This window comes from Marinilactibacillus piezotolerans, assembly GCF_900114235.1.
In the GTDB taxonomy this organism is placed as follows: Bacteria; Bacillota; Bacilli; order Lactobacillales; family Carnobacteriaceae_A; genus Marinilactibacillus; species Marinilactibacillus piezotolerans.
Map to the genome: position 1 here is coordinate 4,888 of NZ_FOSJ01000028.1, position 26,063 is coordinate 30,950.

Consider the following 26,063-nt stretch of genomic DNA (forward strand, 5'->3'; position numbering starts at 1 on the left):
ATTAGGTTCCAATCTATATCAATACGTGAAAAATCTTTTTATGGAAAAAGATTATTTAGAGACATCAAATAGTAAGTGAGGAAAGTAAATGATAATAATTTTAGAAATTTTCTAATTTAGTAAGCCCATTTCCGATTTGGATTCAATTTTTAGTTTATTACATTTTATTTTACATTTTTTCTTTTCTTTTACTTTCCGCATTACGAGCCGTTGAGATTTACGTTGTTTATAAATAAAAATATGATTACTTTAACGGTGGTATGTATGATCCACTTACGATGAGGAAAGTTATCCTTAGATCGTTATTTATAGCAGCTTGTTTCTTATTTTTGGTTTTTCTAGGGTACATCCGAAAATAACTTAAACAGCTGATTGCTTAAAATGGTTATGTTGTATCAGGAAAAAATTTGAATTTTTAAAATGTCTAAAAAAGTTATGTAGTTGGATTTCTATTCTATTATAGGTACATAGTTTTACTGATTGTTAGAGTAGCAATAATGCTGAAAATGAAATGGGTTTGTAGATATAATCTAAAATTGAATACCTAAGAAATGGGATAGGTTGATACAAAGTTAGTTAACAATAGAATACCGTCAAATCAAAGATTTATAACCTTTGATTTGACGGTATTTTAATTTGACTTATTTCGTTAAGATTACTGGTAAGATTATTGGCTTACGTTCTGTTTCAGCAAATAGGAATTGCTTGATATCATCAATCAAGTCATTGCGCATTTTATATTCATTCAGTTGTTTATATTCAAATGAACGCTGGATACTTTCGAAAGCAACTTTTTGAGCTCCCTGAATCAATTGTTCTGACTCACGCATATAAATGAATCCTCTAGAAATGATATCAGGACCAGCTAGTATTGAACGCTTATCTGTATCGATTGTAGCAACTACGACAACCAGACCATTATCTGAAAGTAACTTACGATCTTTAAGGACTACGTTTCCAATATCTCCAATTCCACTACCATCAATATAAACATCTTGAGCAGAGAATTCTCCCGCACGTCTAGCAGAATCTTCTGTAAAAGCTACAATCTCACCATTATCTAAAATAAAACAGTTTTCTTCAGGGACACCGGTTTTTATAGCGAGATTTGCATGAATCCTCTGCATACGGTGTTCTCCATGAATTGGAACAAAAAATTTAGGTTTCATCAAGCGGAGCATCAATTTTTGTTCTTCTTGTCCACCATGACCAGAAGTATGAATATTATTGACTTTTCCGTGAATTACATTTGCGCCTGCTTCTAATAACTGATTAATTACTCTGTTAACACTGACGGTGTTTCCAGGAATCGGCGAACTTGAGAAGACCACTGAATCACCAGGTTGAATTGAGATTTGACGATGAGTACCGTTTGCGACCCGACTTAAGGCTGCCATGGGCTCTCCTTGAGAACCAGTACACAATATTAGAACTTCATTATCTTTATATCTTTTCAGTTCATTAGGATGGATAAAGGTTCCTTCTTCAGCCACAATATAGCCAAGTTCTTGACCAGTTTCAAGGGAAGTAACCATGCTGCGACCAAAAACAGCAATCTTACGTCCTGTTGCATTCGCTGCTTTAACCACTTGTTGTACTCTGGAAATATTAGAAGCGAATGTTGCGAAAATAATTCTACCATCAATTTTCTTCAATAAGTTTTGGATTGAATCCCCAACCACTTGTTCTGATTTTGTGAAGTTAGGGACTTCAGCGTTGGTACTGTCAGATAGTAGAGCTAGTACACCTTCTTCACCAATTTTAGCCATCTTATGCAGGTTTGCAGGTTCACCTACAGGAGTAAAGTCAAACTTGAAGTCTCCGGTCTGAACGATATTTCCATTAGGAGTTTTAACAACAATTCCGTATGACTCTGGAACACTGTGAGTGGTACGGAAAAATGAAACGGATGTCTTTCTAAATTTCACAACTGTATCTTCGTTGATTTCGTTTAATTCAGCCGAACGTAGTAATTGATGTTCATTCAGTTTGTTGCGGATAAGAGCTAAGGCAAGCTTACCGGCATAAACAGGAATATTTAATTGTTTTAGTAAATAAGGAATTCCACCAACGTGATCTTCGTGACCATGCGTAATGAAAAGCCCTTGGATCTTATCTTTGTTTTCAAGAATGTAAGAATAATCAGGTATAACATAGTCGATTCCTAATAAATCATCTTCAGGAAATTTTATTCCTGCATCAATTAAAATGATTTCGTCTTGAAATTGTACTCCATACGTATTTTTTCCGATCTCATTCAGCCCACCTAATGCAAAGATGGCTGCTTCGTTATTTTTAATATTCGGTTTCATTATAAATCTCCTTTTAAAATTGTTTTCATTCAGATTTTATGATGTTGGAGTTTGCATAAAAAAAGAGCAAACCTCTATATAAAAAACATATTCAGGTTGTATTTTATATATTATGAAAAAAGCCACTATAGATGTAAAGTCAATCATGACATGGCTCAAACTTGATTTTCATTTTTTATATCCGTCCGATAAGTTGGCATAACTTTACCAACAGCTATATTGATTCTACCATACTAACTCAAATAAGTATAGAAGAAGCAAATCACACAAAAAGAACATTCATGAATAGATCTTGAATACAACGAGTATCAATATACTGTAATTCTATAATATTAAGTTAAGATAAATTGTGTGGAATGGATTACACACGGTATACTGAATTCGTGTATAATGATTATGTATAAATTAAATGAGGAGATCCGTATGAATAAAAAAATGATTTACTTTGATATTGATGGAACATTGTTAACAGATGAAAAAAATATTTTAAGCAGCACTAGAGAAGCTATTGAACGTTTGCAGAAAAATGGTCATGAAGTAGCGATTGCAACAGGTAGAAACGCTTTTATGGCAAAAGAACTGATTGACGAGCTGAATTTGCCCAATTATATAGTCTGTAATGGAGCAGCTGGATTTTTTCACCATGAGATGGTTTATTCAAATCCATTGGACAAAGTATCGATTGATCGGTTAATTCAAGTAGCTGATGCAAATGGACACCAGTTGATTTATGAAACTGCTAAAGATTTAAAAAGGAGAAGTCACAAGATTGATCATGCGGTTGAATCGGGAATGAAACATGTTGGCTTTGACGTACCGGATCATGAGACTGATTTTTATAAATATAATGATTTAACACAATTACTGATATTTTATACTGAAGAAGAAAGACATTTGTATGAAGATGGTCAATTTCCTGAGTTCAGGTTTGTTAGATGGTATGAGAAAGGTATGGATGTTCTGCCAGCCAATGGTTCAAAGTTCGAAACGATCTTTAAGTTATCAACGGATAAAGGATTTAAAAAAGAAGATATCATCGCTTTTGGAGATGGCATGAATGATTACGAAATGATCGGAAATGTAGGGGTTGGAGTTGCGATGGGGAATGCCGAAACAATCGTTAAAGAAGTTGCGGATATGGTAACAGACTCAAACAATAACGATGGTATATATAAAGCATTGAAGAAACTTGACTTGATTTGATCATGAACCAAAAACAGTTAGCTATTAAAGGCGTACCAAAATTCAAGGCTCTAATATTCTAATGATTTATAGTTGTTCCATGAATAAGCTTTTGATATGTAAAAGGTTGAAAAAACTATATAAAGGTCTTGATCATTTAGTTGGCGGGGAAATTGAAAAAAGGAACGGATGCTGCATACACAGAATTAAGGGAAGCAACATCTCTTACTCAAAAGGACATTAATTTTTATCGTTTAATGGATCTAACGTATTACGTTTATGATTATTACCTTGAAGTATATGTTGTAGATTAAAAAGGTATGCAGCTGTTGAAGGTGAGGAAAGTAGTCTGAATTAAATGAGAATTTATTTGGACTGTCTATACTGGAGAAGGAAATACTGGGCATATAATTGAACAAGTAGTTTTTATTAAAGAAAAGTTGATGTCTAAAGAAAATGATCTGAACTGAATCGAAGAACTCCGAATTGAACAGTTTATATAAAAGTGAGCCCTATTATATCACGTATAGTGAGATTATCTAATATGAATATAAGGTTGAAACAATCCAAAGTATTAGTTATAATTTATAAAATCACTTTCTGATAGCAAACTTATTTAGTACATATTATCTAGTTCACTGTAATTAAGAAATGGAGATGATTATGGATATAAACAAGGACAGGGTTATTTTGCCGTATCAACATATTTCTCAAAAAGCATTACTTAGTTTTTTACTTGGTTTTACATTTTTATTTATGATCGTTGCTTTTTACTTTAATTCCTTTGAGGAAATTGTAAACGGTCAATTCAAAATTTTAACTTCGCCATCTAATTTAACAACTGATTATTTTGCACTGACCAATGTAGGCGCTACATTCTTCAACTCTGGTATATTGATGCTGCATTCACTTGTGTTAATTAAAATGACAAAAGCTAGAATAAACGGTCCTTTGATTGCGGCTTTTTTTACTGTAGCAGCCTTTTCATTCTTTGGGAAAAACCTATATAATTCTATGCCGATCGTTTTAGGTGCTTTTTCTTATGCATGGGTAACTAAAGTATCAGCTAAAAAATCCCTTTTAGCGGCCTTGTTTGGTACTGCTTTAGGACCTTTAGTTAATGAGATCACATTCAATATTGGAATGCCTGTCATTATGGGAGTTTTATTAGGTAATATTGCCGGTTTTATAGCTGGTTTTATTCTTCCTCCTCTAGCTCATCATTTTGTGGGGTTTACCAAAGGGTTCAGTCTGTATAATATCGGATTTTCAAGTGGGGTAGTCGGTACAATCTTCACATCAATCTTAAGGGCGACTGGAGTAGAGATTGAGCCAGTTTCTCTTCTTTCTAGAGGGTATAATGTACCATTAGCTATCTTCTTCATTCTTCTATTTGTTTCGTTATTAGTTTATGGACTATATCAGAACAACTGGTCTTTTAAAGGATATGGTTCAATCACTAAACATTCTGGTCAGCTCTCGACTGATTTTCTGGAAAAGACAGGTTTTAGTTTAACATTAATCAATATGGCTCTGTTAGGATTAGTAGCAACTACTTTCGTTCTAGTACTGGGCGGAGAACTCAATGGCCCTACAGTTGGAGGCATATTAACAGTGGTTGGGTTTGGGGCATTTGGAAAACATTTAAAAAATGTATTGCCTATATTATTGGGTGTAATATTGATTGGGTATATCAATTCATATGATATGAGTGCAACTTCTGTGATTATTGCTGGATTATTTGGGACAACCGTAGCACCTATTGCCGGAAGATACGGTTATTTCATGGGGATGGTAGCAGGCGGGTTGCATCTGACAGTTGTCAGTAACACTAGTTATCTTCACGGAGGTATCAACTTATATAATAATGGGTTTGCAGGCGGGTTTGTAGCTGCTCTGATGATCCCGCTTCTTGAAGCAGTTCACTACCACAGAGCACAAAGACGTGAGTTAAGAGAACCAGTGGATCCGGCTGAAGAAATAGAATTAGAAAAAGAAAAAAGCTGAGAGTAGCGTTTTAACCTATAAAAAGACTCGTTTCTTCTATACAGGTTAAAACGAAATTATCTCAGCTTTTTATTTACTATGCTCCCAGAATATCTATACCATCAGGCAGAGCAAGAGGGTTTTCAGGATCTATACGATCATAGAACATGATCCCGTTTAAATGATCAATCTCGTGTTGAACGACTATAGCAGGATAGCCTCTTAATCGCTCTTTATGCTTTATACCATCTATATCATAATACTCTACCGTAATTCTCTTATGACGTGGTACTATTCCAGGAACCTCGCGGTCAACAGATAAACAGCCTTCACCATCAGGTAAACAAGTCTGTTGAACGGAATGGCTGATGATTTTGGGATTGATCAGCACGCCACTAAATTCAGGCTCATCCGATTCTTCATCACTGGAAGGTACATGTACAGCTAATAAGCGGCTGGAAACATTCACTTGAGGAGCAGCAATGCCGACACCTCCGCGTAATTCGAATTTCTCTGCAATTTCTGGATCTTGACTATTTTTCAAAAACTGTAACATATCTTCCGCTAACTGTACTAGTTCTTGAGTTAATGGTAATTTTACGTCTTTTGCTATTTTTCTTAAAGTAGGATGTCCTTCACGGATAATATCATCCATAGTAATCAAAGCAAACACTCCTTATTAGTTAATCTGATGAGAGTATGACCTATCCTAACTATTTTAGCAGTTTTCAAGCGATAATGCACGTAGCAATTACTTGATTTAAATAATTAGATAAGCGCGTAAGGAATAAAATAAAATTATTTCAATCGTTTAGTGAATCCAATCACATAATCAGTCTTTGTGAAAATCAGAAAAACACATTAATAAAAAACAATGATATTATATAACAGTTTTAAAGTCTGTATCACTATTTATTTTAATATGAAGAGTTTTTTATTGGGAAAGTAATGAAACACTTGGATAGTTCGCACAATCACAAAGTGTTCGATTTCATTGATGCATCAATGTTTATAAGCATTATGTTATATGATATTGCTTGCAAAGTCAGTGGATGCATGGTAAATTTAAGAAGGAATCGAGAAAATTGATACAGTAATTCAATGCTGTTTCAAATAAAATAAAACTTTTAATTATAAGAGAGGAATGGGTAGTCTATGGCAAAGCAACCAGTTGATTACGAAGCACTACTAGGTTCAATTGAAGCTTCGTTTCCTATGGTTCAGATTCTTGATAAAGACGGTAAAGTCGTAAATGAAGACATTATGCCTGATTTATCAGATGAAGAGTTAGTAGAATTAATGGAAAGAATGGTGTGGTCACGTGTGTTACATGATCGCTCTATGGCATTAGCTCGTCAAGGACGGTTAGGATTCTATGCACCTACAATGGGACAAGAAGCTTCTCAATTAGCAAGTCACTTCGCGTTCAAAAAAACAGATTGGTTATACCCTGGTTATCGTGATGTACCTCAGTTAATCCAACATGGTTTGCCTGTATCACAAGCTTTCTTGTGGTCACGTGGACATGTAGAAGGAAACAATTATCCGGAAGATTTGAATGCAATTCCACCTCAAATCATTATTGGTGCGCAATACATTCAAGCAATGGGTAACGCAGTAGGGCAAAAATTAGCTGGAAAAGAAGATCAAGTAACATTTACCTATACTGGTGATGGTGGATCTTCACAAGGTGATGTTTATGAAGGTATGAACTTTGCTGGACGTTACAAAGCGCCTATTGTTTTCTATATTCAAAATAATGGTTATGCAATTTCAACACCTCGTGAAAAACAATCAGCAGCTAAAGCATTAGCACAAAAAGCTGCAGCAGCCGGTATTCCTGGTATCCAAGTTGATGGTATGGATCCATTGGCGGTTTACGCTGTATCTAAACAAGCTCGTGAGTGGGCAGCAGCTGGAAATGGTCCGGTACTAATTGAAACAATCACTTCTCGTTTCGGTCCTCACTCAACTTCTGGAGATGACCCAACTCGTTATCGTGAACAAGAATCTTTCGATTACTGGGAACAACGTGATCCATTAATTCGTTTCCGTAACTTCTTAACTGAAAAAGGACTTTGGTCTACAGAACGTGAAGAAGAATTGATTACACAAACTAAAGAAGAAATCAAACAAGCTGCTAAAGAAGCAGACCAAGCACCAAAAATGAAAATCTCTAAATTCTTAGAAAGTATGTATGACGCACCAGGTCAAAACATTAAAGAACAAATTGAGAAATACCAAGCAAAGGAGAGTAAATAAGCATGGCGAATCTAACAATGATTCAAGCAATCACTGAAGCTTTAGATCAAGAATTAGCTCGTGATGAAAAAGTCTTGATATTCGGAGAAGATGTTGGTAAAAACGGAGGAGTTTTCCGTGCGACTCAAGGTCTTTATGATACACATGGTGAAGATAGAGTTAATGATACTCCGCTTGCTGAATCAGGTATCGGTGGTATGGCATTCGGTTTAGCTGTACAAGGATTCCGTCCAGTTGCCGAAATCCAATTCTTTGGATTTGTATTTGAAGTAATGGATTCAATCGTGGGACAAATCTCACGTACTCGCTATCGTATGGGTGGAAAAATGAACATGCCAGTAGTTGTTCGTTCTCCATTCGGTGGTGGAGTCCACACTCCTGAGATGCATGCGGACAGCTTAGAAGGTTTGATGGCTCAAGCTCCTGGATTGAAAGTAGTTATTCCTTCAAACCCATATGATGCAAAAGGATTATTGACTTCAGCTATTCGTGATAACGATCCTGTTGTTTTCTTAGAGCACATGAAACTTTACCGTTCATTCCGTGATGAAGTTCCTGAAGAACAATACACTGTTCCAATTGGTAAAGCAGCAGTAGCTAAAGAAGGTACTGATGTAACAGTTGTCGCTTACGGATATATGGTTCGTGAAGCATTAAAAGCAGCTGAAAACTTAGAAAAAGACGGCGTTTCTGTAGAAGTTGTTGATTTACGTACAGTTTCACCAATCGATTATGAAACAGTTGTAGCATCTGTTGAAAAAACAGGTCGTATGGTTATGGTACAAGAAGCTCAACGTCAAGCCGGCGTGGGGAACACTGTGATTTCTGAAGTTTCACAACGTTCAGTTCTTTCTCTTGAAGCACCAATCGGATTTGTTTCTGCACCTGATACTGTTTATCCATTTGGTCAAGCTGAAAACACTTGGTTACCAAGTGCAGATGATATCACTGAAGCTATTAACAAAGCGATTAATTTTTAAATTTAATAAAATCTTTCATTTAACTAGAATAAGTTAATAATCAATCAACAAAGGAGAAAAACTGGTTCAGAATTCAATTTGTCTGTATTGGTTTTTCTTCCTATTGTTATATACGCAGTAAATCTTAAACTTTAAATGACTAAAAATCATTAATTAAGAAGGGAAGAGCGCAAACATGGCTTTTACATTTAAACTCCCTGATGTAGGGGAAGGAATGGCAGAAGGTGAAATCGTCAGCTGGTTAGTTTCTGAAGGAGACACAGTAGAAGAAGGCGATTCAATAGCTGAAATCCAAAATGATAAATCAGTAGAAGAATTAGCAGCACCTGTTGACGGAACAATCAAAAAATTCTTAGTTGAGCCAGGAACAGTAGCAGCTGTAGGCGATCCAATTGTAGAAATCGATGCTGAGGGACATGAATCCGAAGAAAGTGATGCAGAAGTTCCAGCTTCTACAGAACAAAAATCTGAAGCAAAAGGTTCTTCAACTGGAACATTCACATTCAAGTTACCCGATGTAGGGGAAGGAATGGCAGAAGGTGAAATCGTCAGCTGGTTAGTTTCTGAAGGAGACACAGTAGAAGAAGGCGATTCAATTGCTGAAATCCAAAATGATAAATCAGTAGAAGAATTAGCAGCACCTGTTGACGGAACAATTCAAAAATTCTTAGTTGAACCAGGAACAGTAGCAGCTGTAGGAGATCCAATTGTAGAAATCGCTGCAGAAGGACACGTATCTGAAGATACTCAAGAAACTTCATCAGATGCAGCAGCAGGAACTAAGAAAAATGATCCAGCTGGTTCTGAAGGCGCAACTTCAGGAGAAGTCGTCAAAACTTCAAACCCTGATAAACGTGTACTTGCTATGCCTTCTGTTCGTCAATATGCTCGTGAAAAAGACGTTGATATTAGTGCTGTAGAAGCTACAGGTAAAGGCGGACGTACTACTCGTGAAGATATCGATAACTTTGTATCTGGCGGTGGGGCTACTGTATCTGAAAAAACTTCATCAACTAAAGAAGCAGCAACACAATCAAGTGCTAAAACAACTGCATCATCAGGAACAGCTAAAACTGTTTCAGCTGACGCTAAACCGTTTAAATCTGGTCGTTCAGATCAGGAAACTCGTGAGAAAATGACTACAACTCGTAAAGCAATCGCTAAAGCAATGGTTAATAGTACATTAACAATTCCTTCAGTAGCATTGTTTGATGAAGTTGACTTTACAAAAGTTATTGAACACCGTACTAAATTCAAAGCAATTGCTGCTGAAAGAGGAACTAAATTAACTTTCTTACCTTACGTTGTTAAAGCTCTGATTTCAGTTATGAAAAAATACCCAGCACTTAATGCATCAATTGATGATACTACTGATGAAGTTGTTTACAAAAACTACTTTAACATTGGTATTGCTGCAGATACTGAACAAGGACTATATGTTCCAGTTGTTCAAGATGCAAATACTAAGTCAGTATTTGATATTGCTGACGAAATCAATGATTTAGCAGCTAAAGCTCATGATGGAAAACTTAAAGGAAGCGATATGGCTGACGGATCAATCTCAATTTCTAATATCGGTTCAGTGAATGGTCAATTCTTTACACCAATCATTAACCATCCAGAAGTGGCTATTTTAGGAGTTGGACGTTCATTCAAGAAACCAATCGTTAACGCTGAAGGTGAAATCGTTGCAGCTCCAATGCTTCCATTGTCACTTGTATTTGACCACCGTATTATTGATGGTGCTACAGGACAAGCAGCAATGAACGAATTGAAAAAATTATTGGCAGACCCAGATTTATTATTAATGGAAGGCTAAGGTGAAGTTTAAATGGTTGTAGGAGATTTCGCAATTGAATTAGACACAGTTGTAATCGGCTCTGGACCTGGTGGCTACGTTGCTGCTATCCGTGCCGCTCAAATGGGACAAAAAGTTGCCATTGTTGAGAGAGAATTAATTGGTGGAACATGTTTGAACGTTGGATGTATTCCTTCTAAAGCATTGATTTCTGCTGGACACAAATATCAAGAATCATTAGATTCAAAAGCATTTGGTATCACAACTGAAAATGTAACGCTTGACTTTGCAAAAACTCAAGAATGGAAACAAACACAAGTTGTAGACCGCTTAACTGGCGGAATTGAAATGTTGCTTAAAAAGAATAAAGTTGAAATTCTTAGAGGAGAAGCTTTCTTTAATGATGAGCATACTTTACGTGTTATGGGAGAAGATAGTGCTCAGACTTATTCTTTCAACAATGCTATCATTGCAACTGGTAGTCGTCCTGTTGAAATTCCTGGATTCAAATTCAGCGAACGTGTACTAGACTCAACTGGTGCGTTAGCATTAACGGAAGTACCTAAGAAAATGGTCATCGTTGGTGGAGGATATATTGGATCTGAATTAGCTGGAGTTTATGCTAACTTAGGTGCTGAAATTACAATTCTTGAAGGACTTCCAGCAATTCTTAACGGATTTGACAAAGATATGGTTAAATTAGTTGAGAAGAACTTTAAGAAACATGGCGTTAATATTGTAACGAAGGCTATGGCTAAAGAAGCTATAACTACCGATAATGGCGTAACAGTTAAATATGAAGTTAACGGAAAAGAAGAATCTATTGATGTTGATTATGTATTGGTCACTGTAGGTCGTCGTCCAAATACTGATGAACTTGGTTTAGAACAAGTTGGGGTTAATGTTTCTGATCGTGGTTTGATTGAAGTTGACAATCAAGGACGTACAAACATCAAGAGTGTTTTTGCTATTGGTGATGTTGTTCCTGGAGCAGCGCTAGCACATAAAGCTAGTTATGAAGCTAAAATTGCTGCTGAAGCAATATCTGGGAAAAAAGTTGCAGTGGATTACCGTGCGCTGCCAGCTGTTGCCTTCACTGATCCAGAAATCGCTTCTGTTGGATTAACGGAATCAGAAGCTAAAGATAAAGGAATGCAGGTTAAAGCGTCTAAATTCCCTCTTGCTGGAAATGGTCGTGCATTATCACTTGATGCAGCAGAAGGCTTTGTCCGTCTAATTACTACTAAAGAAGACAATGTAATCGTCGGAGCTCAAGTAGCTGGAATCAACGCATCAGATGTAATTGCTGAACTTGGATTAGCGGTTGAAAGCGGCATGAATGCTGAAGATATCGCTTTGACAATCCATGGTCACCCTTCACTAGGTGAGACAGTAATGGATGCTGCTGAGGCTGCTTTAGGCATGCCTATTCATATGTAATTAAGTTTTTAAGAGTAAATCGAGTGTTGGATATAATCCTCACTCGATTTTTCTTTATACATATTGAAGTAATGACATATACTTTGAAACCTATTTCGATATCTTATACAATTAAAGTAATCAAAACAAAAGGGGATAAAATAGTATGTCTACAGTACAGAAACGTGATAAGCTGATTAAGCAGTGGATTAAAGAAGCTGCTGAATCTATTGAACTAGCAAAAGAAGAAAGTCTGAAAGTAGAAGAAAAGTCTGCTCGTAATGATCTAGTAACAAATATGGATAAAGAAATTGAAGAAGAATTGACAAATAAAATTAGAGCCGAATTTCCAGAAGATCGTATTTGTGGAGAAGAGGGGTTTGGAGATGATCTGAAAGATTTAAAGGGTACAGTTTGGTTTGTTGATCCAATTGACGGTACGCTTAATTATGTTTTGCAACAAGAAAACTTTGCTGTTATGGTAGGAGTGTATGAAGATGGCGTTGGGGTTCAAGGCTATATTTACGATGTCTGCAAAGACAAATTGTATCATGCAATCAAAGGTATGGGTGTCTATTGCAACGGTCAACCAGTGAAATCACCTGAAAACAAATCTCTTTCCGCAGGTTTAGTGGCTACTAACAGTCAACTCATGACCCAGGATCAGTTTGCTGAATATAGAAAAATTGCTGGTAAGTCAATGGGAGTACGTATGCTAGGTTCTGCAGGTTTAGAAATTATTGAGTTACTTAAAGGGAACGTGATTGCTTACATGGCTTCCAAATTAAGTCCATGGGATATTGCACCTGGCAAGGTAATGATAGAGGAAGTAGGATTTAAAGTATCACAATTTGATGGATCAGAAGTTGATTTGTTAAATAGAAATAAAACTATTTTCTCAACAGTAAAAGCCTTCGACGAAATTGTGACAGCTAATTCAAAATAGTTTGAAAAAAGATTGTGTTTTTCTGAAAATTACTGTTATAATAAGAAGTGGAACAAACAGGTCCAATGACTTAAGCATTTATTCTTGCGTCGAAGTCACACCAAGAATAGGTGTTTTTTTGTGTGAAAAATCTATCTTAATGAATGAACTATAAAAAGATTCTTTGCAAATCCAATAGTTGGATGATTCAAAACTGTAGCATAAATAGAGAAGTTATCACCGTAGTAATTAAGGAGTGAACGATTAAATGAAAATTAGAAATGACATTCGTAATATTGCAATTATTGCTCACGTTGACCATGGTAAAACAACACTGGTTGATGAACTTTTGAAGCAGTCTGATACCTTAGATGCTCATAATAAACTGGATGAGCGTGCGATGGATTCAAATGATCTTGAAAAAGAACGTGGCATTACAATTCTTGCTAAAAACACAGCTGTAAAATACAAAGATACCCATATTAATATTTTGGATACCCCTGGACATGCTGACTTTGGTGGAGAAGTTGAGCGTATTATGAAAATGGTTGATGGCGTAATCTTAGTTGTCGATGCATATGAAGGTACAATGCCTCAAACACGTTTTGTACTAAAAAAGGCATTAGAACAAAAATTGCGTCCAATCGTTGTAGTGAATAAAATTGATAAGCCCACTGCACGTCCTAAAGAAGTTCTGGACGAAGTGTTAGACTTATTGATTGAACTAGATGCAGATGAAGAACAATTAGAATTCCCTGTACTTTATGCATCAGCATTGAATGGAACAAGTAGCTACTCCGATGATCCTGAAGAGCAGCACGATACAATGGACCCGGTATTTGAAACAATCATCAAAGAAATTCCTGCTCCAGTAGATAATAGCGATGAACCATTACAATTCCAAGTTTCTTTATTAGACTATAATGATTATGTAGGACGTATAGGGATCGGTCGCGTATTCCGTGGGACAATCAAAGTGGGAGACAATGTTACTTTAAGTAAACTCGATGGTTCAACTAAAAACTTCCGAGTAACTAAATTATTTGGATTCTTCGGATTGAAACGTGATGAGATTCAATCAGCTCAAGCTGGTGATTTGATTGCTGTATCTGGGTTTGAAGATATCTTCGTTGGGGAAACAGTAACCCCTGTGGATCACGTAGATCCACTACCTATATTACGTATTGATGAACCAACATTACAAATGACTTTCTTGGTCAATAACTCTCCATTTGCTGGTCGTGAAGGTAAATGGGTTACTTCAAGTAAATTGAATGAAAGATTGAATATGGAATTACAGACTGATGTATCTTTACGTGTAGATCCAACTGATTCTCCAGATGCATGGATCGTCTCAGGTCGTGGTGAGTTACATTTATCAATCTTGATTGAAAACTTACGTCGTGAAGGTTATGAATTACAAGTATCTCGACCAGAAGTTATTATAAGAGAAATTAATGGTAAAAAACATGAACCTTTTGAACGTGTTCAAATTGATACTCCTGAAGAATATATGGGATCTGTTATTGAAAACTTAGGTCAACGTAAAGCAGAAATGCAAGATATGATTCATACTGGAAATGGACAAGTTCGATTAATCTTCTTGGCACCAGCCCGTGGATTGATTGGATTTACAAATGAATTTTTATCAATGACCCGTGGTTATGGTATTTTGAACCACACCTTTGATCAATATCTGCCTATGATTGCTGGTGGAGCAGGAGAACGTCGTAATGGTGCTCTTGTTTCTATGGAAAATGGTACAGCTACAACTTATGGTATCATGAACTTAGAAGATCGTGGTGTTATCTTTGTAGAACCTGGTACAGAAGTTTATGCTGGTATGATCGTTGGACAACATAATCGTGATAACGATTTGTCTGTAAACTTAACTAAAGAAAAACAAAAAACGAATGTTCGTTCAGCAAATAAGGATCAAACAAACGTTATCAAACGGCCGCGTATCCTTACTCTTGAAGAATCTCTAGAATTCTTAGCTGAAGATGAGTATTGTGAAGTAACCCCAGAATCAATTCGCTTACGTAAAAAAATTCTAGATAAAAACTTACGTGAAAAAGCTGGTAAAAAATCTAAATAAATTTATATTATAAAAATAGCAGATCAAAGGGTGGCCACCCTTTAAATCTGTTATTTTTTTATAGATATTTTTAAAGTAATCCGATCATAGGTAAGTATACTGATGAGATGGGTTGTCTAACAACGCTTTTATGATATAATACAATTACTAAAGTAAATAGAGGGGGCTAATTGGTGAATGACTTACAAAATATACTAGCAAAAGATGTCTTACTTGAAGATGCTAATAAAATATCGCGATTGATCGAAAGCCAAAAGCACCTCTGTGTTACATGTCCTGCTTTTGAAGAAGTTATTGATACACAAATGTTTGGTTTTTCAAAAAAAATAGAATTTGCGGTTACAATGAAAATGATTAAAGAAGAAGAAGGTCATCTCATGTTGAGTGAATTAGAAAAACATCTCAATGATCTTATGAATGATGCTTTCGAAGAACTGAATTAGCGATTAGATTGTATTCATTAAAAATCCTCTCATGCTGAGTGGATTTTTTTGTTATAATAAGTGAAATGATATGATTTGAGGAGAGATTAGAAATGTTGACGTCTGAACACGAAAGAACTGGAATAGTCGTTTGGGTTTATACAACTAAATATATAAATAAACTTAAAAGATATGGATTAGTTCATTATATTTCAAAAAAAATGAGTTACGCAATTGTTTATGTAGATAAAAAAGATAAAGATTCTGTACAAGCTAGTTTGGCAAAACAGCATTTTGTTCGCAAGGTCGAAGAATGTTATCAGTGTGATCTTCCTAAAACATATGAGGGTATACTTGATGAGGTAAAAGTTTTGGCTAAGCAAAGAAAAAAAGAAGAAGAAAGCAAAGAGATATCAATATTCAATCAGCTTTCTTCCAACTGGAACTGAGGTAAATTATGCGAGTAATATCAGGTGAATATGGTGGCAGACCATTGAAAGCTGTTCCAGGAAATAAAACTAGACCAACTACAGATAAAATCAAAGAATCAGTTTTCCACATCTTGGGTCCTTACTTTGATGGTGGGAGTGCATTAGATTTATATTCAGGAAGTGGATCGCTTGGAATTGAAGCAGTTTCCAGAGGGATGGATGAAGCAGTTTTAGTAGATATGAACTATAAAGCCATTAAGGTTATAAATGAGAATGTTGAAATGACAAAAGAACCAGAAAAATTCACAGTTTTGAAAAAGAAAGATCATCAAGCTATAGTAGAAGTGGAATCTCAAGGTAAAAAATTTGATTTAGTACTGCTGGATCCCCCATATGCAACACAAAAAATCATTTCGATTATTGAAATATTGCATAAGCGGTCATTACTCCATTCAAATGCAGTAATTATGTGTGAAACAGATAAGGCAGTAGAATTACCTAGCCATTTGTTCAATGTTAAAATGGTGAAGCAGAAAATTTATGGCACAACTAAAATAACTGTATACCAAACAGGAGGAAACCAGTGAAAAAGAAAGCAGTCTATGCCGGAAGTTTCGATCCTTTTACTTTTGGGCATCTAAACATTACATTGCGAGGAGCCGAGCTATTCGACGAGGTTATTATAACCGTAAGTGATAATATATCAAAAAAGTCCTTGTTTGATGTTGATGATAAAGTTGATATGATTACTCAAGTCATAAATAAGACTGAAAAGAGCAATATCAAAGTGATTAAGCATCAGGGTGGATTAACTGTTGATTTAGTAAAAGAACTTAAGGCAACTGCAATGATACGCGGTATTCGTTCAGTAAAAGATATGGAATATGAGATGGATATTGCAGCAATGAATAAAGTCCAGGCTCCTGAAATTGATACGGTTTTTCTAATAGCCGATGAAAAGTACCGTTTTATTAGCTCTTCTCTGATAAAAGAAGTAGTTAAATTTGGAGGTAATGCTGAGGGATTAGTTCCCGCAGATATACTTAATAAAATGAAAAATATTTATGCAAAATAGAAAGTAGGTAAAACGATTGAAAAAAATCTCATTTTGGATTAAAGGTCTACTCCTTTTCGTAGTATTTTATTTTTTGTTTTTAAGACCGATTCCTTATTATATTGAGCGTCCTGGTAGCGCAGAAGATCTAGATCCAATGATTGAGGTTGAAGGAGAGTACTCCAGTGAACCAGGAAAGTTTATGATGACTACTGTTGAAATCCTTCAAGCAACTCCCTTTACTTACTTATTTCAATTTCTTCCTTATAATGATGTCGTATCTGAGACAGAGTTATTCGGGGATATAGAGGACTATGAAGAATATAATACTTTACAGAGCTATTATATGGAAAGCTCAATTCATTCAGCTATAGTAGCTGCATTTGATGCAGCAGGGCTACCTTATAATTTAGAATACAAAGGTGTCTATGTGATGAGTGTTACAGAAAACTCGAATTTTGCAGGAATATTACAGATGGGAGATACAATCACAGAAGTAGATGATCTCAAATTTGAGAATACAGAAGAGTTCATGGATTATATTAAAAGCTTGGAAGTTGGAAAGACTGTATCAATCAAGTATGAACGTGATGGTACTGAATATATTTCTGAAGGAGACTTGATTGAACTTGAAGAGACTGGAGAATCAGGAATAGGCATTTCCCTTGTTGACCAATCTAGCGTTGAAACGGATCCGGAAGTTGTAATACATTCTGGAGAAATTGGTGGACCTTCTGCCGGATTGATGTATTCACTGCAAGTTTATTCTATGGTCACAAATACAAACTTAAGAGCAGGACATATAATTGCAGGTACTGGAACGATTTCTGAGGATGGAACTATTGGACCAATCGGTGGTATTGACAAAAAAGTTGTAGCAGCAGATGAAGAAGGTGCTACAATCTTTTTTGCACCAGATGAAGAAATAGATTCAGATTTGAAAGAGGAATATCCAGATTATAAATCAAATTACGAAATTGCAGTTGAAGCGGCGGAAGATATTGATACAGATATGGAAATTGTACCTGTTAAAACATTTAATGATGCAATAAAATATCTGGAACAATTGAGCCCTGTCAGTTCACGTTTTGACCCAGAACAGAAAGTGGATGCCTTAGCAGCGTAATATCAAGAAATTAAAGCCAGTAAAGGATTAACTATCCTTTTACTGGCTTTTTTGTATAAAAAAATCAGAAACTTAAACAAATGACTAGTATATATAATAATAGGAGGATTGCTCAAAAGGAGAGGGTACATGTTAGAAGTTATAGAATGGATAAAAGGGCATATAATATTGACAACCTATTTTAGTATTTCAACTTTACTGATTTTAATATTAATATCATATTTATTTATACAAGTACCAGAAAAAATTGAATCCAATGACGATGCAATAGAACAATTTGTAACTGAAAATGAAAAAGCGATAGATATGAATACAGAAGATGAAAATCAGCAAGAAAATCAAGAAATAGCAGAAAGTAAATTAATAATCGAATTAAAAGGAGCTATCGTTCATCCTGGAGTGTATGAACTTGAATCTGGAGATCGACTGATTGATGCTGTTGAACAAGCAGGAGGATTCACTGAGAATGCAGATGATCGAACAATTAACCAAGCACTGTTACTAACCGATCAGATGATGGTCTACATACCGGTTCAAGGAGAGGAAGTTATAGAAGAAAATCAAATAAATATTCCAATATTACAAGGGGATAGCGAAAAAATCAATATCAATCAAGCAGAGCAAAAGGAGTTGGTTGAACTAAACGGTATTGGAGAGGCTAAAGCACAAGCAATTGTAGACTATAGAGAAGAAAACGGGTTATTCAAATCACTAGAAGAACTTAAAAATGTATCTGGTATCGGAGATAAGATATTCGAAAATATTAAAGATAGCATTATGGTGGAATAAAAAGGAGCAATTGATTCATGATTGACACTCTTGTATACTATAAACACAATTATTCATAAAATTATTTGTTTATTTGAAAGGAAATAATAAAAATGACAGATAGAATTCCATGGGATCAATATTTCATGTCACAAAGTATGCTGCTGGCCATGAGGAGTACGTGTACTAGATTATCAGTAGGGGCTACGATCGTTAGAGAAAAGCGGGTGATATCTGGCGGATATAACGGATCTGTAAGTGGAGATGTACACTGTAGCGAACACGGATGCTATTTGATTGATGGTCACTGCGCACGAACAGTGCATGCTGAGATGAATGCTTTACTTCAATGTGCAAAATTTGGAGTGAAGACTGAAGGAGCAGATATTTATATCACGCATTTTCCTTGTCTTCAATGTACAAAAACCATTATTCAATCAGGTATACGAAAAATATTTTTTTTGAAAAACTACCATAATCATTCTTATGCTTTAAAACTCTTAGAACAAGCGAATATTAAAGTAGAACAGGTGGCAGTTCCTGAAGATTTATTTCAAAATATAGGAGATTATTATAAAGCAGACCTAACATCCGATATTAGAGATAGTTAAAACTAGATTTGAAAGGGTATTACCTTTTCCCAGCTCTATTATCTCTAGCGAGTGTTATAGTAGTTTTAGAAGGATTTTCGCTATTAACAATTTTATTGACTGGTGTGCTTCTTTTTAGAATATTCACTACCCGAAACAAACCTATCATAATCGTCTCTTTGATGACAGGTCTCTTTTTAATAACGGTAACTTTAGTCAGGCCACATAGATTAGAATCGACAATAATAGAAACTCGGGAAAATTTTACTGTTGTTGTTAAGCCAACAACAGTAGAAATAGATGGACAGTTTTTACGTTTTACAGGATCAGTAATTAATAGAAAAGATGATAATGAAGAAGTAATCATTACCTATAAACTTTCTTCAGAAGAAGAAAAAGATTATTTTGAAGAGAATGGGGTATCAAGAGTTTTAAAGATACATGGAGTATTAGAAAAACCTGAAGATGCTGTTAATTTCCGGCAATTCAGTTATAAAGATTTCTTGATGCATGAAGAGATATTCTGGAAATTAAATGCTGAAAAAATAGAAAGTCAAAAAGGAATTAAAGAAATCTCTTTAAGTTATAAGATCGATCACTTGAGAGCAGAGCTTTTCAATCAGATTGATAAAGGGATAGGAGGAGTGACAGGTAGCTATCTAAAAGCTTTACTATTTTCCGATAAGAGAGAGCTTTCTGATTCAAATTTAGAAAATTATCGAGCTTTAGGGATTATACATTTGCTGAGTATTTCTGGATTACATATTCAGTTTCTGATTGTAATGATTGAAAGATGTTTATTGAGAGCAGGAGTGACAAAAGAGACTACAGCCATAGTTCTATTTTTCATTCTGCCTGTGTATGGAATTTTTGCAGGATTCAAAGTAAGTGTCTTCCGAGCTATTATTCAGGCGATGTTTTCTTTAGGGCACAGGCTACTTAAAAGAAAAACAATTTCTTTAGATAATTGGTCACTTACCATTATATTAGCTTTGTTGATTAATCCGTATCAAATTTATGCTGTTGGATTTCAGCTCAGCTATCTACTAAGCTGTGTTATGATTATACTAAGTAAACAAAATTGGATTAAAAACTTATCTCGAATCAAAACATCGATATGTTTAAGTTTTTTGGTATCACTTGCGAGTATCCCTGTCTTAAGTTATCATTTTTATGAATTTTCATGGATTGTTATTATATTGAATTTAATATTTATCCCTTTATTTTCATTGTTTCTTTTACCATTACTGGTTTTTATTTTTGTCCTCAAAATGATGCTATATGGGTTATTTCATATTAAGTTATCGGTGATATTTTCGGATAAAATTATATTATTACTTGAAGATCTAGTAGAAAAAATCAGTTCTTTATATCCTTTTACTTTTGTTACTGGAAGACTTTCTGTTATAGGTATGATACTGATTTGTTGTGGGATACTGCTGGTGTTTTTATACTTAGACACTTATAAGAACCTTAGATTATTCAGTATATTTATAATTGGGACTGCATTCATTTTTATAGGATTGCTGTCTGAAAAATATTCTCCAACAGGAAAAGTAGTGATGCTTGATATTGGACAAGGTGATGCTTTCCTGATTAAAGAGCCATGGGGAAAAGGAAATTATCTCATAGATACAGGGGGGCTTTCTCAGTGGAAGGAAATTGAAGAGTGGGAAGAACCAGAGTCACCATATTCGATTGGCAGCGATGTTGTTGTTCCATCTTTAAAGGCCTTTGGTATTAAAGAATTAGATCAAATGATTCTTACACATGCTGATACAGATCATGTAGGAGCACTAGAAGATATTATTAGTGAAATAGAGATAAATGAAATTGTTGCCTCAAAAGAAACGTTTTTTGATCCAGCTTTAAAAAAATTGTGGCCTTTATTTGTTAGGGAAAATATTAATATAGAATCTGTTGATTATTCTAAAACGAATAAAGCAGGTCCTAATATGTATATTTTGTATCCCTTTAATCCACCTGAACCTGGATTAAAAAAAAGCAAAAATAATGAGTCCTTAGTATTATATGGGATAATTGGTAATAAAAAATGGCTGTTTACTGGTGATCTAGAATCAGCTGGAGAAGATATACTTATGGAGCATTATCCACAATTGAAAACGGATGTATTAAAAATAGGGCATCATGGAAGTAAAAGTTCTACACAAGTAGCTTTTCTCGAACAATTGACTCCTGAAATTGGATGGATATCGAGCGGTAAAAACAATTTATATGGACATCCTAACCAAAAAATAATAGAACGATTAAAAGAAAAAAATATAAAAATTTATCGTACGGATCAACAAGGTGCAGTATCGTACCAATATACTCCTGTTCCTTTTACAAATAATATACTGGAAGATATGATCACTAAAATTAAAGATAAAGAAAATTGAAATTAGTTAGGAGTTCTACATGAGTGAATTAGATAAACAACTAAAAAAAATAAAACAAGGAAAACATTCTTTAATTTATTTGGTTGTAGGTACAGAACAATATCTGAGCGAGAAAGTAAAAGTTGCTTTAATGGATTCAGTTCTTGGAGAAGATGTATCAGACTTTAATTTTGGTCAATTTGATATGAAAGAAAGTACAATCGATGCAGCACTTCAAGAAGCAGAAACTTTTCCATTTTTTGGCAGTCAAAGACTTATTCTTATCCAGAATCCTTATTTTTTGACAGGAAAAACATTATCCAACGGTCCTGATCATGATATTGATTACTTGGAACAGTATTTATTGAATCCTTCGGAATTTACAATATTAGTATTTTTTGCTCCTTACGAAAAGCTAGACAAAAGAAAAAAAATGACTAAAGCACTTCTAAAACAGGCTGAGATACTGAATGTGGATCCAGTAAATGAAACAGATATTAAATCATTTGTTCAAGAGAGTTGTAAAATCAAACAGTTCTCTATTGAGCCTGCAGCGCTTGATGAATTACTGATTTTAACTGATCGAAATTTATCCAAAAGTATGAAAGAATTAGAGAAACTAATGATTTTTCATCAAGAAGATAGAAACATTAAGTTATCAACTGTTCGGCAGTTAGTTCCTAAAACACTCGAACAGAATATTTTTGAATTGAATGATTTAGTTTTGAACAAAAAAGCACAACAGTCTATTGAACTATACCAGGATCTTTTAACACAGAAAGAAGATCCAATCAAGATAATAGCCTTAATGATAGGACAATTTCGATTACTATTACAAGTGAAAATATTAAAGAAAAAAGGTTATCAGCAAGCAGATATTGCCAAAATTTTAAAAGTTCATCCATTTAGAGTCAAGCTTGCATTACAGAAAGAAAGAATGTTTGAACAAGGAATATTATCAAAAGCACACCACCAATTAATTGATGCTGATTTTCTAATAAAATCCGGTCAGGTAAATCCTGAAATGCAAGTTGAACTTTTTATATTAAAATTTACTGATCAGAATCCCAAATTACAAAAGAACTCTTAAACTTTCATGATCTATGTGTAAAGTTTATGTAGGAAATGGAAAAAAATAGGGTAGACAAAAAGAAAGAAGACCCTTAATCTAGAATTTGCGGAAACTAGAGAGAAAGAGGTCTTCTTTACGATGGAAATTATAGCACAAATGATGGGAATATTAGAAGAGTCGAATACACTTTTAGAGGCAGAAATCTTATTTGAGGAGCTTTTCAGGCAAAAAGCGGAGGAATACTTTCAAGAATGCATGGAGCGTTTAGATAAAAAGTGTATTCAATCATACAAAGATCAAGGGTACGAGATAGATAGTGTAAGAAAGCGTACGATGCAATTTACCTTTGGGACCGTTGAATTTTCACGTAGACGTGTGCGTAAAAAAGGAGAAACCAGTCTTATCCCGCTAGATAAGTTTTTACAATTGTCTCCTCGTTCAAGAAATTCTCCCTTGGTAGAAATGAAAGCAGCGCAAATGGCTTCAGATGGGGTGTATCGTAAAGCTGCCGATGCAATTGATTTATTAACCAACTTTTCTTTAAGTCATTCAGCTATTCACTCCATTACCCAACGTGTCGGTCAAAAAGTTCAAGAATGGACAGAACAGAAACCTTTGTCTGATGAAACAGGGATGGAAAAAAAGAGAAAAGTACCTGTTCTATTTATTGAAGGGGATGGCCTGCTTTTGACTAGACGTAAAGGAAAAGAACGTGCGGAGCTTCATCGTGTGCAGATTCATGAAGGTGTGGCGAAAAAAGGAAAACGGCCTGTTCTAGTGCATTCCCTGATGTTTGAAAGTACAAAATCGAGCCAAGAGGCTTTTAGACGAGCGAGTGCGTGGATTGAAGCGACGTATAATCTTCGAAATACGGTCATTATTTCAAATAGTGATGGAGGTAGTGGCTATGAGAAGGACAAATTTGATTCGATTATTGGGAAATGCGCACGACATGAACACTTCCGAGATGCCTATCATGTGAATCAAAAAATCAAACAGCGTTTGTTTTTCGATAAGGAAATGTCTTACCAGATGATTTCAGCGGTTAGAGAATGGGATTATACTCAGGTTTGTGCAGTGATTGCCCAAGCAAATAATCGCATTGAAGACGATTATCGTAGAGCTGAATATGAGGTTGAACTGACAAAATTACTCAGCTACTTGGATCGAAATTGGGACAGTTTAAAGAAACTTCACTTACGTCATCTTTCTCTTCGAAAAGGGATTGGCGTTTGCGAGAGTAATCACCGTCCCTATAGTTATCGTATGAAACGACAAGGTCGTGGATTCGGACAGAAAGGTGCAGGTAACTTAGCGGCTATCATTTCGGCTCGTAAGAATGGTTTGTTTTTACAAGCGCTAACTGAAACGATTCCTGCTTTTAAACAGGAAATCATCCCTGAATTCAAAGGGATAATCCGTACATTACTAAAGAAATATAAAACTAAAAAATCAATCGGTGTGATTGAAGGCAGTATTGGAAAGTACTGTGCGTCTTCTCACGCTCTGGGACAGTTGGCTAAAGCACTAAAATAAAGAGAGTTTAAGGCTGTTTACTGAGGGAGAAAGGCTCAATGAGCCCATATCCCTCAGTAAACAGCGAAAAACAATAACAGGAAAAAGTGATTCTAGAGATTTCCTACAACAACTTGACACACACTTTCATGATTGTATTTGAATTTACCCAAAATTTTATGATTTCCTGAACGGTGACAAAAGCCCGAGGTATACACATGTGGAAAACATGGTATCCTCGGGCTTTTGAGCAGTCCACAGCTTAAATCTGTGGACTAATTTCATCCTGTTATCTGTTATAATTGAATCACTACAAAACAAAAAAACAAAACAGGAACTGAGGTTATTTTACCATGAATTCTACAGAAATTTATCAAACAAAGCGAAGTTTAATCACTTTTTTAGAAAAACTGACCGAAGGTCTTTCTAAACCACGAAAGAAATTTTACAGTGATATTTTATATGGCATGTCTAAGGCTCAAAATACCCTGTTATCAGATATTGCACGAGCGTTAGAAGAAAATATTGACTTGCAGTACACCATTAAACGCTTATCTCGTAATGCTTCTGAAGAGAATGACTTGAAAGAGCTCCATCATAATTATTTAAATGGCTTAAGAACATCTATACCGGATAACCCTTTGGTTATCGTTGATGAATCAGAAATTGTTAAACCTTATGCCGAAAAGATGGAACATTTAGCTTTAGTCCGTGATGGGTCAAAGAATGTTTTAGAGAAAGGCTATCCTACAATCAATTTTTCAATGGCTACACTGAAAACGAAACATCCCTTGCCTCTGTATAATCATTTGTATTCTTCCAAGGAGAAAGATTTTCACAGTCAAAATATTGAAATAGCCAAAGGCTTTAATACAGTCACTTCGTTTTTAGGAAAGAAAAAGGCTACTTTCGTTATGGATCGTGGTTATGACACCAATACGATATATGAGTATGTCCAAGATATCGGCCATCACTTCATTACGCGACTAAAGGATAATCGTTATTTACTACATAGAAATCGTCGCGTGAAAGTCCCTGACTTAGCGCATCGTCGGAAAGGAAAAATCAACTTTAAGACGGAAATTCAAGGTGATGAATATAAATTAAAGGTTAGTCATATTAAAGTTAAGTTGCCTGTGTTAAAAGATTCCCCTCTTAATATGGTTGTTGTCTATGGCTATGGCGAAAAGCCAATGAAACTATTAACGAATCACTCCATCAATGGGAAGGACGATGTCCTTCGAATTCTGAAAAGTTATATTACTCGCTGGCGAATTGAAGAACTCTTTCGTGTTCAAAAGGAAGAGTTTCAATTAGAAAAAACGCGAACAATGACGGTCAGTTCATTACGCATTCTGTATACACTGATGAATTGTCTTGTTGGGCATTATTCGTTGGCCATTGAAAAGAGTAACTACCATACACAAACAGTCTTAGCACGGGCACGACCTTCAAACAAACGAAAGAAAATAAAGTTCTATCTTTATCGGTTCATACGAGGTATCTCTAAAATCCTCTCGTTTGATACGGTAGGTATCAGATACTTTTACAAAGTAGAAAAGCGTTCGAATCAGTTATCTTTACTGTGAATGAATAAACTGAATAATTTTTTAAAACGCGCATATGGGCGTTTTATTTGCATGGCTATTTTTAAACATAATTGCTAAAAATGAGGAATTAACGAATACAGGTTTTCTAATTACATGCAATAGTGGATATTTAATGTAAAAAGGGTAAATTCAAAT

22 protein-coding genes are annotated in these 26,063 nt (G+C 35.1%); 20 read left to right on the forward strand and 2 right to left on the reverse strand.

The features are described from left to right. Window positions 1-641 precede the first annotated feature (641 nt). Window positions 642-2,312 carry a ribonuclease J1 gene (gene rnjA, locus BM212_RS07690; protein WP_091897864.1) on the reverse strand — a complete coding sequence of 557 codons (1,671 nt, stop codon included), beginning with the start codon at window positions 2,310-2,312 and terminating at the stop codon, window positions 642-644. Between the two features lie 423 nt (window positions 2,313-2,735). Here rnjA and BM212_RS07695 point away from each other — a divergent pair, with 423 nt between their 5' ends. From BM212_RS07695 to BM212_RS07705, 3 genes are all read left to right on the forward strand, one after another. Continuing rightward, a complete protein-coding gene (locus BM212_RS07695) occupies window positions 2,736-3,515 on the forward strand; it encodes a Cof-type HAD-IIB family hydrolase (RefSeq protein ID WP_091897866.1) in 780 nt (259 codons plus the stop codon). A gap of 152 nt (window positions 3,516-3,667) precedes the next feature. Beyond that, window positions 3,668-3,808 (forward strand): hypothetical protein, encoded by a 141-nt coding sequence (locus BM212_RS12725; protein WP_198033936.1) that lies wholly within the window; start codon window positions 3,668-3,670, stop codon window positions 3,806-3,808. 349 nt (window positions 3,809-4,157) lie between these two features. Then, a complete protein-coding gene (locus tag BM212_RS07705; protein WP_083540521.1) occupies window positions 4,158-5,501 on the forward strand; it encodes a DUF1576 domain-containing protein in 1,344 nt (447 codons plus the stop codon). 76 nt (window positions 5,502-5,577) lie between these two features. On the opposite strand, the gene def is transcribed toward BM212_RS07705, so the two are convergent. Then, window positions 5,578-6,144, reverse strand: coding sequence for a peptide deformylase (def, locus tag BM212_RS07710; RefSeq protein ID WP_072694606.1), 567 nt, complete (start codon window positions 6,142-6,144; stop codon window positions 5,578-5,580). Between the two features lie 491 nt (window positions 6,145-6,635). Here def and pdhA point away from each other — a divergent pair, with 491 nt between their 5' ends. The 17 genes from pdhA (at window position 6,636) to BM212_RS07795 (ending at window position 25,907) form a co-directional block, all read left to right on the forward strand. After that, window positions 6,636-7,742, forward strand: coding sequence for a pyruvate dehydrogenase (acetyl-transferring) E1 component subunit alpha (gene pdhA / locus BM212_RS07715; protein ID WP_072694607.1), 1,107 nt, complete (start codon window positions 6,636-6,638; stop codon window positions 7,740-7,742). Between the two features lie 2 nt (window positions 7,743-7,744). Continuing rightward, a complete protein-coding gene (locus tag BM212_RS07720; RefSeq protein WP_072694608.1) occupies window positions 7,745-8,722 on the forward strand; it encodes an alpha-ketoacid dehydrogenase subunit beta in 978 nt (325 codons plus the stop codon). Between the two features lie 175 nt (window positions 8,723-8,897). Further along, window positions 8,898-10,541: a 2-oxo acid dehydrogenase subunit E2 gene (locus BM212_RS07725; protein ID WP_091897868.1), complete on the forward strand. Its 1,644-nt coding sequence runs from the start codon at window positions 8,898-8,900 to the stop codon at window positions 10,539-10,541. A 12-nt stretch (window positions 10,542-10,553) separates the two neighbouring features. After that, a complete protein-coding gene (lpdA, locus tag BM212_RS07730) occupies window positions 10,554-11,960 on the forward strand; it encodes a dihydrolipoyl dehydrogenase (RefSeq protein ID WP_072694610.1) in 1,407 nt (468 codons plus the stop codon). A 145-nt stretch (window positions 11,961-12,105) separates the two neighbouring features. Then, complete coding sequence (locus tag BM212_RS07735) at window positions 12,106-12,885, forward strand: inositol monophosphatase family protein (RefSeq protein ID WP_072694611.1); 780 nt, start codon at window positions 12,106-12,108, stop codon at window positions 12,883-12,885. Window positions 12,886-13,132: 247 nt separating this feature from the next. Further along, window positions 13,133-14,962 carry a translational GTPase TypA gene (gene typA / locus BM212_RS07740; RefSeq protein WP_072694612.1) on the forward strand — a complete coding sequence of 610 codons (1,830 nt, stop codon included), beginning with the start codon at window positions 13,133-13,135 and terminating at the stop codon, window positions 14,960-14,962. Between the two features lie 173 nt (window positions 14,963-15,135). Continuing rightward, window positions 15,136-15,405: a DUF1507 family protein gene (locus tag BM212_RS07745; protein ID WP_091897870.1), complete on the forward strand. Its 270-nt coding sequence runs from the start codon at window positions 15,136-15,138 to the stop codon at window positions 15,403-15,405. 92 nt (window positions 15,406-15,497) lie between these two features. Then, entirely contained in the window at window positions 15,498-15,833 is a 336-nt protein-coding gene (locus BM212_RS07750; RefSeq protein ID WP_091897872.1) for a YlbG family protein, read from the forward strand. An 8-nt stretch (window positions 15,834-15,841) separates the two neighbouring features. Continuing rightward, window positions 15,842-16,402, forward strand: a complete 561-nt coding sequence (gene rsmD / locus BM212_RS07755; protein WP_091897916.1) for a 16S rRNA (guanine(966)-N(2))-methyltransferase RsmD — start codon at window positions 15,842-15,844, stop codon at window positions 16,400-16,402. Next, complete coding sequence (coaD, locus tag BM212_RS07760; protein ID WP_072694616.1) at window positions 16,399-16,890, forward strand: pantetheine-phosphate adenylyltransferase; 492 nt, start codon at window positions 16,399-16,401, stop codon at window positions 16,888-16,890. The genes rsmD and coaD overlap by 4 nt, the downstream gene beginning before the upstream one ends. A gap of 16 nt (window positions 16,891-16,906) precedes the next feature. Next, window positions 16,907-17,995: a SepM family pheromone-processing serine protease gene (locus tag BM212_RS07765; RefSeq protein WP_245750953.1), complete on the forward strand. Its 1,089-nt coding sequence runs from the start codon at window positions 16,907-16,909 to the stop codon at window positions 17,993-17,995. A 129-nt stretch (window positions 17,996-18,124) separates the two neighbouring features. Continuing rightward, on the forward strand, window positions 18,125-18,784 hold the full coding sequence (locus BM212_RS07770) for a helix-hairpin-helix domain-containing protein (RefSeq protein WP_072694617.1): 660 nt from the start codon (window positions 18,125-18,127) through the stop codon (window positions 18,782-18,784). Between the two features lie 92 nt (window positions 18,785-18,876). Further along, complete coding sequence (locus tag BM212_RS07775) at window positions 18,877-19,374, forward strand: ComE operon protein 2 (RefSeq protein ID WP_072694618.1); 498 nt, start codon at window positions 18,877-18,879, stop codon at window positions 19,372-19,374. Between the two features lie 8 nt (window positions 19,375-19,382). After that, window positions 19,383-21,752: a DNA internalization-related competence protein ComEC/Rec2 gene (locus tag BM212_RS07780; protein ID WP_091897918.1), complete on the forward strand. Its 2,370-nt coding sequence runs from the start codon at window positions 19,383-19,385 to the stop codon at window positions 21,750-21,752. Window positions 21,753-21,771: 19 nt separating this feature from the next. Beyond that, window positions 21,772-22,821 carry a DNA polymerase III subunit delta gene (holA, locus tag BM212_RS07785; RefSeq protein ID WP_072694620.1) on the forward strand — a complete coding sequence of 350 codons (1,050 nt, stop codon included), beginning with the start codon at window positions 21,772-21,774 and terminating at the stop codon, window positions 22,819-22,821. A 120-nt stretch (window positions 22,822-22,941) separates the two neighbouring features. Then, complete coding sequence (locus BM212_RS07790; protein ID WP_072694093.1) at window positions 22,942-24,339, forward strand: ISLre2 family transposase; 1,398 nt, start codon at window positions 22,942-22,944, stop codon at window positions 24,337-24,339. 332 nt (window positions 24,340-24,671) lie between these two features. Beyond that, on the forward strand, window positions 24,672-25,907 hold the full coding sequence (locus tag BM212_RS07795; RefSeq protein ID WP_091895368.1) for a transposase: 1,236 nt from the start codon (window positions 24,672-24,674) through the stop codon (window positions 25,905-25,907). Window positions 25,908-26,063: the final 156 nt, after the last annotated feature.

Excerpts from the sequence above, each read along its gene's own strand:
- holA (WP_072694620.1), top strand. The coding sequence starts at position 21,772 with ATGAGTGAATTAGATAAACAACTAAAAAAAATAAAACAAGGAAAACAT.
- BM212_RS07705 (WP_083540521.1), top strand. The coding sequence starts at position 4,158 with ATGGATATAAACAAGGACAGGGTTATTTTGCCGTATCAACATATTTCT.
- BM212_RS07750 (WP_091897872.1), top strand. The coding sequence starts at position 15,498 with ATGTTGACGTCTGAACACGAAAGAACTGGAATAGTCGTTTGGGTTTAT.
- lpdA (WP_072694610.1), top strand. The coding sequence starts at position 10,554 with ATGGTTGTAGGAGATTTCGCAATTGAATTAGACACAGTTGTAATCGGC.
- BM212_RS07720 (WP_072694608.1), top strand. The coding sequence starts at position 7,745 with ATGGCGAATCTAACAATGATTCAAGCAATCACTGAAGCTTTAGATCAA.
- typA (WP_072694612.1), top strand. The coding sequence starts at position 13,133 with ATGAAAATTAGAAATGACATTCGTAATATTGCAATTATTGCTCACGTT.
- BM212_RS07790 (WP_072694093.1), top strand. The coding sequence starts at position 22,942 with ATGGAAATTATAGCACAAATGATGGGAATATTAGAAGAGTCGAATACA.
- BM212_RS07795 (WP_091895368.1), top strand. The coding sequence starts at position 24,672 with ATGAATTCTACAGAAATTTATCAAACAAAGCGAAGTTTAATCACTTTT.
- BM212_RS07735 (WP_072694611.1), top strand. The coding sequence starts at position 12,106 with ATGTCTACAGTACAGAAACGTGATAAGCTGATTAAGCAGTGGATTAAA.
- BM212_RS07770 (WP_072694617.1), top strand. The coding sequence starts at position 18,125 with ATGTTAGAAGTTATAGAATGGATAAAAGGGCATATAATATTGACAACC.
- BM212_RS07775 (WP_072694618.1), top strand. The coding sequence starts at position 18,877 with ATGACAGATAGAATTCCATGGGATCAATATTTCATGTCACAAAGTATG.
- rsmD (WP_091897916.1), top strand. The coding sequence starts at position 15,842 with ATGCGAGTAATATCAGGTGAATATGGTGGCAGACCATTGAAAGCTGTT.
- rnjA (WP_091897864.1), bottom strand. The coding sequence starts at position 2,312 with ATGAAACCGAATATTAAAAATAACGAAGCAGCCATCTTTGCATTAGGT.
- BM212_RS07725 (WP_091897868.1), top strand. The coding sequence starts at position 8,898 with ATGGCTTTTACATTTAAACTCCCTGATGTAGGGGAAGGAATGGCAGAA.
- pdhA (WP_072694607.1), top strand. The coding sequence starts at position 6,636 with ATGGCAAAGCAACCAGTTGATTACGAAGCACTACTAGGTTCAATTGAA.
- BM212_RS07695 (WP_091897866.1), top strand. The coding sequence starts at position 2,736 with ATGAATAAAAAAATGATTTACTTTGATATTGATGGAACATTGTTAACA.